13 protein-coding genes are annotated in these 13,340 nt (G+C 77.9%); 8 read left to right on the forward strand and 5 right to left on the reverse strand.

What is annotated here, in order from left to right:
* Positions 1-5: 5 nt before the first annotated feature.
* On the forward strand, positions 6-965 hold the full coding sequence (locus ACI789_RS08005; protein ID WP_457007811.1) for an aminoglycoside phosphotransferase family protein: 960 nt from the start codon (positions 6-8) through the stop codon (positions 963-965).
* On the opposite strand, the gene ACI789_RS08010 is transcribed toward ACI789_RS08005, so the two are convergent.
* On the reverse strand, positions 962-3,295 hold the full coding sequence (locus tag ACI789_RS08010) for a CDP-alcohol phosphatidyltransferase family protein (RefSeq protein ID WP_457007813.1): 2,334 nt from the start codon (positions 3,293-3,295) through the stop codon (positions 962-964). The two genes, ACI789_RS08005 and ACI789_RS08010, sit on opposite strands and share 4 nt — an antisense overlap.
* Before the next feature lie 92 nt (positions 3,296-3,387).
* Between ACI789_RS08010 and ACI789_RS08015 the strand changes: the two genes are divergently transcribed.
* The 6 genes from ACI789_RS08015 to ribA are packed head-to-tail and all read left to right on the forward strand — an operon-like array spanning position 3,388 to position 9,076.
* On the forward strand, positions 3,388-4,368 hold the full coding sequence (locus ACI789_RS08015) for a zinc-dependent alcohol dehydrogenase (protein WP_457007815.1): 981 nt from the start codon (positions 3,388-3,390) through the stop codon (positions 4,366-4,368).
* On the forward strand, positions 4,365-4,769 hold the full coding sequence (locus tag ACI789_RS08020; RefSeq protein WP_457007817.1) for a 6-pyruvoyl trahydropterin synthase family protein: 405 nt from the start codon (positions 4,365-4,367) through the stop codon (positions 4,767-4,769). The genes ACI789_RS08015 and ACI789_RS08020 overlap by 4 nt, the downstream gene beginning before the upstream one ends.
* Positions 4,766-5,857: a glycosyltransferase family 4 protein gene (locus ACI789_RS08025; RefSeq protein ID WP_457007819.1), complete on the forward strand. Its 1,092-nt coding sequence runs from the start codon at positions 4,766-4,768 to the stop codon at positions 5,855-5,857. The genes ACI789_RS08020 and ACI789_RS08025 overlap by 4 nt, the downstream gene beginning before the upstream one ends.
* Before the next feature lie 41 nt (positions 5,858-5,898).
* On the forward strand, positions 5,899-6,702 hold the full coding sequence (locus ACI789_RS08030) for a hypothetical protein (RefSeq protein WP_457007821.1): 804 nt from the start codon (positions 5,899-5,901) through the stop codon (positions 6,700-6,702).
* The gene (locus tag ACI789_RS08035) at positions 6,702-7,733 is read left to right on the forward strand and encodes a lysylphosphatidylglycerol synthase domain-containing protein (protein ID WP_457007823.1); all 1,032 of its coding nucleotides are present in this window, start codon (positions 6,702-6,704) and stop codon (positions 7,731-7,733) included. Before ACI789_RS08030 ends, ACI789_RS08035 begins: the two co-directional genes overlap by 1 nt.
* Positions 7,730-9,076, forward strand: a complete 1,347-nt coding sequence (ribA, locus tag ACI789_RS08040; RefSeq protein WP_457007825.1) for a GTP cyclohydrolase II — start codon at positions 7,730-7,732, stop codon at positions 9,074-9,076. The genes ACI789_RS08035 and ribA overlap by 4 nt, the downstream gene beginning before the upstream one ends.
* Here ribA and ACI789_RS08045 read toward each other — a convergent pair.
* The 3 genes from ACI789_RS08045 to ACI789_RS08055 all read right to left on the reverse strand — a co-directional run bounded on the left by ACI789_RS08045 (position 9,037) and on the right by ACI789_RS08055 (position 11,015).
* The gene (locus tag ACI789_RS08045; RefSeq protein WP_457007827.1) at positions 9,037-9,807 is read right to left on the reverse strand and encodes an FkbM family methyltransferase; all 771 of its coding nucleotides are present in this window, start codon (positions 9,805-9,807) and stop codon (positions 9,037-9,039) included. The two genes, ribA and ACI789_RS08045, sit on opposite strands and share 40 nt — an antisense overlap.
* 9 nt (positions 9,808-9,816) lie before the next feature.
* Complete coding sequence (locus ACI789_RS08050) at positions 9,817-10,275, reverse strand: DUF2231 domain-containing protein (protein WP_457007829.1); 459 nt, start codon at positions 10,273-10,275, stop codon at positions 9,817-9,819.
* A gap of 62 nt (positions 10,276-10,337) precedes the next feature.
* Positions 10,338-11,015, reverse strand: a complete 678-nt coding sequence (locus ACI789_RS08055) for a hypothetical protein (protein WP_457007831.1) — start codon at positions 11,013-11,015, stop codon at positions 10,338-10,340.
* Positions 11,016-11,114: 99 nt separating this feature from the next.
* On the opposite strand from ACI789_RS08055, the gene ACI789_RS08060 reads away from it, so the two are divergent.
* Entirely contained in the window at positions 11,115-12,248 is a 1,134-nt protein-coding gene (locus tag ACI789_RS08060; RefSeq protein WP_457007833.1) for an alpha/beta fold hydrolase, read from the forward strand.
* Between the two features lie 74 nt (positions 12,249-12,322).
* On the opposite strand, the gene dapD is transcribed toward ACI789_RS08060, so the two are convergent.
* Positions 12,323-13,297, reverse strand: coding sequence for a 2,3,4,5-tetrahydropyridine-2,6-dicarboxylate N-succinyltransferase (dapD, locus tag ACI789_RS08065; protein WP_457007835.1), 975 nt, complete (start codon positions 13,295-13,297; stop codon positions 12,323-12,325).
* Positions 13,298-13,340: the final 43 nt, after the last annotated feature.

Genomic DNA, 13,340 nt, shown 5'->3' on the forward strand with positions numbered 1-13,340 from the left:
ACGGCATGACCGCCGTCGTGGTCCCGCCCGCGCTGTCCGCGGCGGTGGGCGACGTCCACGGTGCGGTCGGGCGCGCGTGGCTCGCCGGCCTGCCCGCCGCGGTCGAGCGGGCGGCGGCGCGCTGGGCGCTCGACGTGGGGCTCCCCTTCCCGGCGACCTCCGCCTGGGTGGCCCCCGCCGTCCGGTCCGACGGCGCGGCGGTCGTGCTCAAGCTGGCCCCGGCCGGTGCGCTCGACTCGGAGGCGGCGACGCTGGCCGCGTGGCGCGGCTGCGGCGCGGTCGACCTGCTGGCCGCCGTGCCCGACGACGGCGGGACCGCGGCGCTGCTGCTGCGCGCCGCCCGGCCCGGCACGGACCTGTGCGGGCTGCCCGACGACGAGGCACTGCCCGTGCTGGCCGCGGTCGCCCGCCGGCTGCACGGCAGCGGTGCGGCACGCCCGGACGGCGTGCCCGACGGCCGGCGCCGGATCGCCCTCCTGCGCGACGGCCACCCGCTGGTGCCCGCGGGGTTGACCGCGCGGGCGGCCGACGCGCTCGAGCGGTTGCTGGCCACCGCGGCCGCCCCGGTGCTCTGCCACGGCGACCTGCACCCCGCCAACGTGCTGCGCGACGGGGAGGACTGGGTGGCGGTCGACCCGCACGGCGTGTGGGCCGAACCCGCGCTGGACGCGGGGACGGCGCTGCTCAACCCGCCGCGACCGTGGGCCGCGCTGCCCGGCCTCGCCGGGCTCGTGGACCGCCGGGTGACGCTGCTGGCCGCGGCGCTGGGGGTGCCGGCGGAGCGGGCCCGGGACTGGGGGCTGGTCAGCGCCGCGGTGGGGCTGGTGTGGACCGCGCAGGACCACCGCCGGGCCGACCCGCACCTGGCGGCCCTGGCCGGTGCGCTGAGCCGGCGCGGTGGTGGCCCCGTCCAGGGCACCGCCCCGGGCCTGCGAGGGGTGGGGCGGACGGGGTCCTTCGACTAGCCGGGGCCGAAGGTGGTGAGGAACCGATCGCGGAAGGTGTCCATCCGGGCCACGGGCGCGCCCGGCCCCGGGCGCAGCCCCTCCTGCCACCCCCAGCCGGCGACGCGGTCCAGCACGGCCCGGTCCCGGGTCACGACGGTGATCGGCACGTCCGCGCCGGCGTCGGCGGGGGTGACCAGCGGGGCCTGGTGGTCGCCGACGACGACGAGCACGAGGTCGTCGTCCCCGCGGGCGGTCACGAAGGAGACGAGGCAGCCGAGGGTGTACTCGACCGACCGGCGGTGGGCGTCCTGCAGACGGGACCGGTCGGCCCGCCAGAGGGCGTCCGGCTCGCCCTCGGCCGGCATGCCGTCGAAGACCGAGCCGTCGCCGACCTCGTCCCAGCCGACGATCCGGGGGATGAACTGCCAGGGCGCGTGACTGGTGGTGAGGACGACCTCCGCCATCAGCGGCGGGCGGTCCGGCGCGGCGTGCTCCAGGCGCTCGAAGGCGGCCAGGGTGAACTGGTCGGGGATGGTCGGCCAGCCGTGGTCCGGGCCGCGGTAGCCCAGGTCGGCGGCGGCGTAGACGCGGTCGTAGCCGTAGAACGCCGCCTCCGGCCACGCCCGGGTGGTCCCCGGCATCACCGCGACGGTGCGCCAGCCGGCGCGGTCGAAGGCGCGGGTCAGCGTGAGCCGGTCGGCGGCCACCAGCGTGCGGTAGCGCTCCTCGTCGTCGACCCACAGGCCGGACTGCAGCGTGGAGTGCGCCAGCCAGCTGTAGGCGCCGGTGGTGGGTGAGGTGAGGAAGGCGCTCCGGGCGGAGAACCCGGCCGCGGCCAGCCGCCCGGTGCCCTCGTCCAGCGCGGCGCCGACGCCGGGGTCCTGGGCCGCGGCCCTCCCGTAGCTCTCCACGACGGCCAGGACGACGTCCTTGCCGCGCAGCGCGGTCAGCAACTGCTCGCCGGGCACGCCGGCGAAGGCGTCCACCCCCACCTGCGCGGCGAAGGCCTGCCGGTCCCGCAGGTCCGCCCGCACCTGCGCCACCCGGTCGTGGACCATGGCCGCCGCGGTGGCGGCCGCGACGGGCACGTTGGGGACCAGCTGGGCGCCGAGCACGGCGCAGACCACCCACGCGGTGCCCAGCGCGGCCAGGGTCCGCGCCGCGGCCGACCGCCGCCGGCGGAGCAGCCGCGAGAGCCGCAGCACCGCGGCCGGCAGGAGCACGAGCACCGCGGCGGCGGTGCCGACCGCGGCGACCACGGCGCCGGTCGCCGCGGCGCGGCCGCTCGCCCCGTCGACGTAGGCCACCGCCAGGCCGATCGTCGTCCAGTCGACGACCGGGTCGAACGGCCGGCCGAGGAACGCGGTGAACCCCGCGTCGAGGACCTTGAGCAGGGCCAGTGCACCGAGGGCGAGCCCGCCGAGCACGGCGACGACCCGCCGGGACCGGCCCGGCACGACCAGCAGGACGGCGGCGCCGACGAGCCCCTCGACCGGGATGCGCACGAAGGCGCCGGGGGTCAGCGACGCCGGCTCGGGCGGGGCGACCAGGGCGACGAGCACGAGGCCGCCGGCCAGCGCGGTGACCGCCACCGCCAGGAACCGGCGCCACACCGCGGGCCCCGGGTCCTCGGCGGGTGCCGGGGAGCGGGTGTGCCGCCGCAGCCAGCGCACCGACCGGCCGAAGGACCAGACCAGCAGCGCCAGCGCCACCCCCACCAGCGCGGCCGCGACCGGACGGGGGAGCACGTCGGCGGCGGCGGTCACCAGGACGACGCCCTGCAGCGCGGCCACGGCCTTGGCGGAGCGCCGCGTCGGCAGCGGCGCCCGCAGCCACGGCGCGGCCCAGCTCGCCGCGACGAAGGCGTAGCGCATCGCGCCGATGACGAGCACCCACGGGCCCAGCGCCGTGGCCACGACGACGCTCAGGACCAGGACGAGGACGCTGTCGACCTCCATGTCGAAGCGGGCGCCGAGGGCCGACGTCGTCCCGCTGCGCCGCGCCACCCGGCCGTCCACCGCGTCGAGGGCCAGCGCGACCGAGGAGACGAGGACGAGGGCCGCGCGAGCGACGTCGCCGTCCCGGAGCCCGTCGGTGACCAGGGCGGCGGCGCCCCCCACCAGCACCGCGCGCGCCAGCGTGACCAGGTCGGCCGGTCCCAGCGTGGCGGTGCCGGCCCGCCGTGCGGCGGCGGCCAGCAGCACCCACAGACCGGTGCCGTACACGCCGCCGGCCACCCACCCCGCCGGCCCGAGCCCGGCCCCGGCCGAGAGCGCGGCGAGCAGGACCCCCAGGGCGCCGGCCGCGGCGGACAGTTGCAGTTCCGTCCGCACCCGGCCGGGCATCATCGGTGTGACTCTAGTCACAGCGCGTCGGCACGGACACACTGCCGGACACGGATCCGAGGCGTGGGTCCACGACCCCTCCGGGGAGGAGTGACGTGGATCGGACGGCGCGCGCCTTCTGGCTCCGGGCCCCCGGCGAGGGCGAGATCCGCACCGTCGCCGTCCCCCCGGCCGGGGACGGCGACGTCGAGGTGCGGACCCTGTGGTCGGGGGTGAGCCGGGGCACCGAGACGCTGGTCTTCCGCGGCGGGGTCCCGGAGAGCCAGCACACGGCGATGCGGGCGCCGTTCCAGGTCGGCGAGTTCCCGGGGCCGGTGGAGTACGGCTACCTCAACGTGGGCGTGGTCGAGCACGGCCCCGCCGACCTGCGGGGCCGGGCGGTCTTCTGCCTGTACCCCCACCAGACGCGGTACGTGGTGCCGGCCGCGGCGGTGACGCCGATCCCCGACGGGGTGCCACCGGAGCGCGCCGTCCTCGCCGGGACCGTGGAGACCGCGGTCAACGCGCTCTGGGACGCCGCTCCGCGGGTCGGCGACCGGATCGCCGTCGTCGGTGCGGGGATGGTGGGGTGCAGCGTCGCCGCGCTGCTGGCCCGCTTCCCGGGGGTCGAGCTGCAGCTGGTCGACGTCGACCCCGCGCGGGCGGCCGTCGCCGAGGCCCTCGGCGTCCGCTTCGCCCTCCCGGACGAGGCGGCCGGCGAGTGCGACCTCGTGGTGCACGCCAGCGCCACGGAGGCCGGGCTCGCCCGGTCCCTGGAGCTGCTCGCCTTCGAGGGCGAGGTCGTCGAGCTGAGCTGGTACGGCGACCGCCGGGTGGCCGTGCCGCTGGGCGAGGCGTTCCACTCCCGCCGGTTGGCGGTGCGCAGCACCCAGGTCGGTGCGGTGGCCCCCGCCCGGCGGGCGCGGCGCAGCCTCGGCGACCGGCTGGCGCTGGCCCTCCGCCTGCTGGCCGAGCCGGCGTTCGGCGCGCTGATCAGCGAGGAGTGCCGGTTCGAGGACCTGCCCGCGCTGATGCCCCGCCTCGCCGACGGCGGGCTCCGGGCGCTGTGCGTGCGGGTCACGTACGGGGAGGGGTGACGGTGTTCGGGATCACCGTTCGCGACCACGTCATGATCGCGCACAGCTTCCGGGGCGAGGTCTTCGGCCCGGCCCAGCGGCTGCACGGCGCCACGTACGTGGTGGACGCGACGTTCCGCCGCGCCGACCTCGACGCCGACGGCATCGTCGTCGACATCGGGCTGGCCACCGCGCAGCTGCGCGCCGTGCTGGCCGACCTCGACTACCGCAACCTCGACGACGAGCCGGCCTTCGCCGGGGTCAACACGTCCACCGAGTTCCTCGCCCGGGTGGTCGCCGACCGGCTCGCCGAGAGGGTGCACGCGGGCGCCCTCGGGGAGGGGGCGCGCGCCCTGGCCGGGATCACCGTCGTGCTGCACGAGTCGCACCTGGCGTGGGCCAGCTACGAGCGCGAACTGTGACCGCGCCGCGCTCGGTCTGCGTCGTCGTCCCGGGGGACGTCGACGACGGGGAGGTGCCCAGCGGCGGCAACGTGTACGACCGCCGCGCCTGCCGCGGACTGGCCGCCGCCGGCTGGTCGGTGGACGAGCGCGCCGTCCCCGGGACGTGGCCCCGGCCGGACGCGGCCGCGCGGGCGGCGCTGGCCGGCGTACTGGCCGCCCTGCCCGACGGCGCGCCCGTGCTCGTCGACGGGCTGGTCGGCTGCGGGGTCCCCGACGTCGTCGTCCCGCAGGCCCGCCGGCTGGCCCTCGCCGTCCTCGTGCACCTGCCGCTCGGCGACGAGGTGGGGCAGTCGGCCGGGTCCGCGGCGGAGCTCGCGGGGCTGGAGCGGCGGACGCTGCGGGCCGCCGCCGCGGTGGTGACGCCCAGCCGGTGGACCGCGCAGCGGCTCGTCGAGCAGCACGGGCTCGACGCCGGGCGGGTCTGCGTCGCCCCGCCGGGCGTCGACCCCGCGCCGCCGGCTCCGGGCACCGACGGCGGCGGCCGGCTGCTGTGCGTGGGCGCGATCACCCCGACCAAGGGCCAGGACCTGCTCGTCGAGGCCCTCGCCGCCACCGCCGACCTGCCCTGGACCTGCGAGCTGGTGGGGTCGCTGCGCCGGGACCCGGCGCACGTGGCCGCCGTCCGGCGCGCCGTGGACCGCGCCGGGCTGGACCGGCGGGTGCGGCTGGCGGGGCCGCGGACGGGGGCGGACCTGGCGGCTGCCTACGCCGGCGCCGACCTGCTGGTGCTGCCCTCGCGCGCCGAGTCCTACGGGATGGTCGTGACCGAGGCGCTCGCGCGGGGTGTCCCGGTGCTGGCCGCGGCCGCCGGCGGGGTGCCGGAGTCGCTCGGCCGGGACCCGGACGGCCGGGTGCCCGGCCTGCTCGTGCCACCGGCCGACGTCGCGGCCCTGGCGGCCGGCGTGCGCCGCTGGCTGAGGGAGCCGGGCCTGCGGGAGGAACTGCGTTCGGCCGCGGGGGCACGCCGCGCCGGCCTGGACGGGTGGGAGGCGACGGTCGGATGCCTGATCGGGGTGCTGGAACGGCTGCGTGGGACGCCCGGCTGAGCCGTCCGGGCGCACCCGAGTGCGCGCCGGCCTGGCTGGCCTTGCGCGAGGAAGCCGACGCCGCGGCCCGCGCGGCGGACCTGGTCACGACGCTGGGCGCACACCTGGCGGCCGCGGCCCGGCCCGGCGCTCCCGTGCTGGTCCGGGACCTCGGCTGCGGCACGGGCTCGATGGGCCGCTGGCTCGCCGGTCGGCTGCCCGGCCCGCAGGTGTGGGTGCTGCACGACCGGGACCCCGACCTGCTCGCCGCCGCGGCGACGCGCCCGCCGGGCCCGGCGGCCGACGGCGCCCCGGTCACCGTCCGGACGCAGCGGGGGGACCTCACCGGCCTGCGCGGGTCCGACCTGGCCGGCACGGCCCTGGTCACCGCCTCCGCCCTGCTGGACCTGCTGACCGCCGCGGAGGTGGACGCGCTCGCCGCCGCGTGCGCGCAGGCGGGCGCCGCCGCCCTCCTCACCCTGACGGTGACCGGGCGCGTGCAGCTGACCCCGGCCGATCCGCTGGACGCCGCGTTCGCCGCCGCCTTCGACGCCCACCAGCGGCGCGAGGCCGGCGGCCGCCGCCTGCTCGGGCCCGACGCCGGCCCGGCCGCCGTCGACGCCTTCGCCCGGCGGGGCACGGCCGTGGTCAGCCGCCCCAGCCCGTGGCTGCTCGGCGCCGACCGGGCCGCGCTGGCCGAGGAGTGGCTGCGCGGGTGGATCGGCGCCGCCTGCGCCCAGCAGCCGGACCTGGCGCGGGTCGCCGGCGCCTACCTGCGCCGCCGGCTCGACGCCTGCGCCGCCGGGCGGCTGCGGGTGCAGGTCGGCCACGTCGACGTGCTGGCCCTCCCGGCGCGGACGCCGTGATGCGCCGGCTGTGGCCGTACCTGAGGCTCCTCGTCGGCGCCGGCATCGTCGCGGCGCTGCTCGTGCGCCTCGGCAGCGACGCCGTCGTGCAGGGGTTCCGCGGGATCGGGGCCGGGGCGGTGCTCGCCGCGCTCGGCATCGGCCTGCTGACCACGGTGCTCAGCGCGTGCCGGTGGTGCCTGGTGGCCCGCGGTCTGGGGCTGACCTTGCCGTTGCCGGGAGCGGTCGCGGACTGCTACCGGGCGCTGTTCCTCAACTCCGTGCTGCCGGGCGGGGTGCTCGGCGACGTCCACCGGGCGGTCAGCTCCGGCCGGCGGGCGGGCGACGTCGGGCGGGGCGTCCTAGCGGTGGCGCTGGAACGGTCGGCCGGCCTGGTGGTCACGGTGGTCGTCGCCGTCGGTGTGCTGCTCACCCGGCCCGAGCTGCTCGTGGCCGCGGTCGGCTCCCTGGTCCCCGGCCGCGGGGCCGCTGCGACCCTGGCCGTCGTCCTCGCCGTCGTCGCGGTGCTGGGGATCGCGGCGGTGCGTGGCGGCCGCGCCGCGCGGGCCCGGGCCGCGCTGGGGACCGGCCTGGCCGCCGTCCGCAGCGGGGTGTTGTCCCTCGGCACCTGGCCGGGGGTGGTCGTGGCGTCGGCCGCCGCGACGGCCGCGCACCTCGCGCTGTTCGTCGTCGCCGCGCGCGCCGCGGGAGCGCGGGCCGGGCTCGGCGACCTGTTGCCGCTGCTGGTCCTCGCGCTGCTGGCGATGGCGCTGCCGTTCAGCGTCGGCGGCTGGGGCCCGCGGGAGGCCGTCGCCGCGCTCGGCTTCGGCGCCACCGGGCTCGGCGCGACGACGGGGTTCACCGTCGCGCTCGTCTACGGCGTCCTCAGCCTGGTCTCCTGCCTGCCCGGAGCGGCGGTGCTGCTGCTGCGACGTCCCGCCGGTCCCGCGGCGGGCGAGGACCCGCCGCCGCGGCTCCCCTTGTCCGTGGCCACGGCCCCTCGCTTTACTCGGGAGGACTCCACCCGGGACGGGGAGAGGAGGCCTGGGTGAACGGCGCGCGTGAGCTGGTCCGTGTGGCGCTGCCGACCCAGTTCGGTGAGTTCCAGGTGCGGGCGTTCGAGGTGCGCCCGCAGCTGGTCCACCTCGCGCTGACCATGGGCGAGGTCGCCGGCGGGGGAGCGGTGCTGACCCGCCTGCACTCCGAGTGCCTGACCGGGGACGCGCTCACGTCGCTGCGCTGCGACTGCGGCATCCAGCTGCGGCTCGCGCTGCGCCGCATCGCCGCCGAGGGGCGGGGCCTGCTGCTCTACGTCACCGGGCACGAGGGCCGCGGCGTGGGGCTGGTCGACAAGCTGCGCGCGTACGTCGAGCAGGACGAGGGCGCCGACACCGTCGACGCCAACCTGCGGCTCGGCCTCCCGGTCGACGACCGCCGCTACGACGACGGCGCCGCGGTCCTGCGCCTGCTGGGCGTCGACGCCGTCCGGCTGCTGACCAACAACCCGGACAAGGTGCGCCAGCTGCGGGCGGCCGGGATCACGATCGCGGGGACCGAGCCGCTGAGGACGGCGGCGCACAGCCGCAACACCGGCTACCTGCGCACCAAGGAGCAGCGGCTGGGCCACGTCCGGCCGGCCGGGGAGGAGCTGGCGCCGGAGCCGACGTCGCCGCCGGACGCCGTCGCCCTGCTCGGGGACGTCGACCCGCCGCCCGACCGCCCCTACGTCGTCCTGAAGTACGCCCAGACCCTCGACGGGCGGATCGCGACCGCCGGCGGCGACTCGAAGTGGATCAGCGGCGAGGAGGAGCGGGCGCTGTCCCACGCGCTGCGGGCGGCCTGCGACGCGGTGATGGTCGGCGTCGGCACGGTGCTGTGCGACGACCCCCGGCTCACCGTCCGGCTCGTCCCCGGTGCCTCGCCGCTGCGGGTGGTGCTGGACTCCACGCTGCGCACGCCGTCGAGCGCCCTGCTGCTGGAGGGCGGACCACCCACGCTCGTGCTCACCACCGACCGCGCTCCCGAGGAGGACCGGCAGCGCGTGCAGGCGACCGGCGCGGGGGTGTGCGTCCTCCCGACCGGGCCGGGCGGGGTCGACCTCGTCGCCGGCCTGCGGGCGCTGCGCGAGCGCGGGGTGCGCAGCCTGCTGGTCGAGGGCGGCGCTCGGGTGATCACGTCCCTGCTCGGCGGCGGACTCGTCGACCGGGCCGTCATCGGCACCGCACCGAAGATCATCGGCGCCGGCAAGGAGGCGGTGGGCGACCTCGGGATCGGCCGAGTGGCCGAGGGGATCGTGCTGCGCAACCGGTTCGTGCACCTCACCGCGGACGACGTGGTCACCGCCTGGGACGTCAGCTACGACGCCGCCGTCGGCGCCCCGGCCAGCCGGGCGTAGACGTCGCCGGAGCGGCCCAGCGGGCGGAAGCGCTCGAGCACCCGCACCAGGTCACCCGCGTCGAGCCAGCGGTCGGCGGCGAAGCGCATGGTCTCGATGGGCGAGTAGTTGTACCGGTAGCCGCCCGCACCCGCCCCGAGCCGCTCCACCAGGTCCAGCGCGGTGAGGGCTGCGTCGTGCGCGGGGGGCAGGTACTCGAAGGACAGCGCGCGCAGCGGGCGGGTGAGCCCTTCCAGCACCTCGACCTCGAAGCCCTCGACGTCGATCTTGCAGAAGGCCGGCTCGCCGTGGACGGCGATCAGGTCGTCGAGGGTCGCCACCGGCACCTCGACGGAGCGGTCCCACCGGACGCGGGCGAAGCTCCGGTCGGTGGCCACCGACTCGATCCAGTCGGGCGACATCGACGACACCGTCGGGAACGCCGTCGAGATGCCCAGCCGCGCCCGCCCGGGGCGGGCCCCGACCGCGCCGGGGACGAGGGTGACGCCGTCGTCGCGGCCGAAGAACAGCCGCAGGATGCGCTGGAAGTCCGGCTGGGGCTCGACCGCCACCACCCGCGCGCCCAGCCGGCGCCAGGCGCGCACGCGGCTGCCCACGTGGGCGCCGATGTCGAAGCCGACGTCGCCCGGGCCGAGGAACTGCCCGTAGAACCGCACCATCCGCCGGAGCCGGCCGGGCACGCCGTGGTACAGGACCAGGGACCGCCCGATGCCCCGGGCGCGGCCGAGCACGTGCCGACCCTAGCCCGTGACGGCGCCCCACACCGCCGACGAGCCCGAGTGCCCGGCGAGCACCGTCGTGACCAGCGCCGCGACCCCGGCGAGCGCCGACAGCACCCCGACGACCCGCCCCGCCCGACGGCTCGAGCGCAGGGCCAGCACCGCCGTGGCGACCGCGAGCACCGCGAACGGCCACACCGCCACGAGGGCCCACAGCCCGCGCCGGGCGTGCTCGTCGATCACGGGCACGAACCCGGGGGTGATCTCGATGGCGTCGCGCAGCTGCCCCCCGGCGAAGTAGCCCAGCGTCGCCGCGCCGGCCGCCGCCAGGGCCGCGGCCGCGACGAGCGGGCCGTACGGCCGGTTCCACGCCGGGCGGACCGAGATCGTGACGGCGCCCAGTGCCGCCAGCGGGACCAGGACGACGACCGCGTGGACGAGGAACGGGTGGGCCGGCAGGCCCGCGACCGTGATGGGCACCCCTGGATCGTGGTCCCCGGGGACCGGGTCCCGCCACGGTCGAACGTCCGCGGGTCGCGACCTCAGCCGCAGGGCGAGTCGTCGACGCCCAGCGCGGCCGCGAGCTCGACGGCCATGCCCTCGTGCTTCTGGTACGCCTCGGGGAAGCCGCTGCGCTGCACGAGCTGCGCCGCGTCGGTCAGCCGGCGGTCCTCCCAGCCGGGCACCTGAACCAGGCCGTCGTAGAACTTGCCGGCCGCGTAGACCGGGTCCTGCACCTGCGCCGGCGTGCCCCAGCCCTGCGACGGCCGCTGCTGGAACAGCCCCAGGGAGTCGCGGTCGCCGTAGTCGAGGTTGCGCAGCCCCGACTCCTGCATGGCCGTGGCCAGGGCGATGACGACGGCCCGCTGGGGCAGGCCGCGGTCGTACCCCACCTGCGCGATCGTCGCGGCGTTGGCGACCTGCTCGCCGGTGAGGGTCAGCCCGGTGGCCGGCAGCCGGCACTCCGCGGTCGACAGCGCGGTCTCCTCCCGGTCGGCGGTCGCGGCGATCACCACGAGCACCACCACGGCGACAAGGAAAGCGAGCCACGCCCAGGCGGCCGCGGTCCGCCGCGCCGCCCGGCGGGCCGGTGCCCGCCGGCCGGACGAGGGGCGCCGTCCGGCCACCCGGCGGTTCGGGCGACGGGCCGCCGCCGGGCGCCGGGCCGGCCGGCGGGCCGCCGGCGACCGCTGCACCGTCGCGCTGCGCCCACTGGTCATCTGGTCGACTGTAGGTGCCCGACCTGGGCGCGCGGCGGTGTCGCGGCGAGGTGTCCGTCGCTAGCGTGTCGGCGCGCCGACGCCCTGTGAGGAGATCCGATGAGCGACGTCCTGCTGCCCGGCATCACCGCCACCCGCGTGCCGACCGGGCGGCTGACCCAGAACGTGCTGCACCCCGACGGGGTCGACCCGGCCGGCCCCGGCGAGACGGTGCTGTTCGTGCACGGCAACGTCAGCTCGTCGCTGTTCTGGCAGCAGCCGATGCTGGCCCTCGCCGAGACCGGCCGGGTGCGACCGCTCGCGGTGGACCTGCGGGGCTACGGCGACACCGACCCGCTGCCGATCGACGCCGGCCGTGGCGTGCGGGACTGGGCCGACGACCTCGCCGCGCTGGTCACGACGCTCGGGCTGGAGCGGGTGCACCTGGTCGGCTGGAGCATGGGGGCCGGCGTCGTCCTGCAGTACCTGCTGGACGCCCCGGAGCGGGTCGCCTCGGTGGCGCTGGTCGCCCCGGTCTCCCCGTACGGGTTCGGCGGCACCGTCGGCCCCGAGGGACGGCGGCTGTCCGAGGACGGCGCGGGTGCCGGTGCCGGCGCGGCCAACCCCGGGTTCGTCGCCGCCCTCGCCGCGGGCGACACCACCGCCGATGAGCCGACCAGCCCCCGGTCGATCCTGCGGACCTTCTACGTCGCCCCGGGCTCGCTGCCGCTGGACCCGCAGCTCGAGGACGTCTTCGTCGCCGCGATGCTCAGCACCCGGACCGGCGAGGACCACTACCCCGGCGAGCCCGCCACCTGCGCGACCTGGCCGGGGGTGGCGCCCGGGCGGCGCGGTGTGCTCAACACGATGGCGCCGACGGTGTTCGACGTCTCGGGGGTCGTGGACCTGCCGGGGAAGCCGCCGGTGCTCTGGATCCGCGGGGACGCCGACGCGATCGTCTCCGACGCGTCGATGTTCGACCTGGCCCAGCTCGGCGCGCTGGGCGCGGTGCCGGGCTGGCCGGGTCAGGAGGTCTGCCCGCCGCAGCCGATGGTCGCCCAGACCCGCGCCGTCCTCGACCGCTACGCCGCGGACGGCGGCGCGTACCGCGAGGTGGTCCTCCCCGGCGTGGGCCACTCGCCGCACGTGGAGCGGCCGCGCGAGTTCGTCGTCGCGTTGCTGGAGCACCTGGCCCACCCCGCGGCCGCGCCGTCCAACACCCCCGAGACCCCCGGCCCCGGCGACATCGGCTGAGGACCCCGTCGGTTTCCGCGGAAACCGACCCCGGCACCCCGTCGGTTTCCGCGGAAACCGACGGGGGTGCGGCCTCAGTTCTTGTGCAGCTCGGCGTTGAGGGCGCCCCAGTCGCCGTCGCGGGGGAGCGCCTCGAGCGCGCCGGACACCGAGTTGCGGCGGAACAGCAGCCCGTCGCGCCCGGAGAGCTCCACGGCCTTGACGACCGAGCCGTCGGGCAGGGTCACCCGCGAGCCGGCGGTCACGTAGCAGCCGGCCTCGACGACGCACCTGTCGCCGAGGGAGATCCCGATGCCGGCGTTGGCGCCGAGCAGGCAGCCCGAGCCGATCGAGATGACCTGCTTCCCGCCGCCGGAGAGGGTGCCCATGATCGAGGCGCCGCCGCCGACGTCGCTGTCGGCGCCGACCACCACGCCGGCGCTGATCCGGCCCTCGACCATCGACGGGCCCAGCGTGCCGGCGTTGTAGTTGACGAAGCCCTCGTGCATGACCGTCGTCCCCTCGGCCAGGTGCGCGCCCAGCCGCACCCGGTCGCCGTCGGCGACCCGCACGCCGGAGGGGATGACGTAGTCGACCATCCGCGGGAACTTGTCGACGCCGTACACGGTCACCTGCCCGTACGCCGCGCGCAGCCGGTGCGGGTTGAACGACGCGGCCTCGACGGGGCCGGCGCTGGTCCACGCGACATTGGTCAGCAGGCCGAAGACGCCGGTCAGGTCAGCGCCGTGCGGGCGGATCAGGCGGTGCGAGAGCAGGTGCAGCCGCAGCCAGACGTCGTGGGTGTCGACCGGCGGCGCGGACAGGTCGGGGATGACGGTGCGGACGGCGATCACCTCGACCCCGCGGGCCTCGTCGCTGCGCACCAGGCCGCCGTAGTCGGGCCCCAGCTCGCCGGCGAGCTCCAGCGCCCCCAGGCGGGTGGTGCCGGCGACCGAGCCCTCGGGGGCGCCCAGGCGCGGCTCGGGGTACCAGGTGTCGAGCACCGTGCCGGCGGGGGTCACGGTGGCCAGGCCGGCGGCGACGGCGGAGAGCGGGGCGGCGTTCGTCACGGGGACGACGCTACCCAGCGCACGGGCGGCCCCGGTCGGCGGC

The organism is Geodermatophilus sp. SYSU D00965 (assembly GCF_054050075.1).

Excerpts from the sequence above, each read along its gene's own strand:
- ACI789_RS08060 (WP_457007833.1), top strand. The coding sequence starts at position 11,115 with ATGAGCGACGTCCTGCTGCCCGGCATCACCGCCACCCGCGTGCCGACC.
- ACI789_RS08035 (WP_457007823.1), top strand. The coding sequence starts at position 6,702 with ATGCGCCGGCTGTGGCCGTACCTGAGGCTCCTCGTCGGCGCCGGCATC.
- ACI789_RS08055 (WP_457007831.1), bottom strand. The coding sequence starts at position 11,015 with ATGACCAGTGGGCGCAGCGCGACGGTGCAGCGGTCGCCGGCGGCCCGC.
- ACI789_RS08010 (WP_457007813.1), bottom strand. The coding sequence starts at position 3,295 with ATGATGCCCGGCCGGGTGCGGACGGAACTGCAACTGTCCGCCGCGGCC.
- ACI789_RS08005 (WP_457007811.1), top strand. The coding sequence starts at position 6 with ATGACCGCCGTCGTGGTCCCGCCCGCGCTGTCCGCGGCGGTGGGCGAC.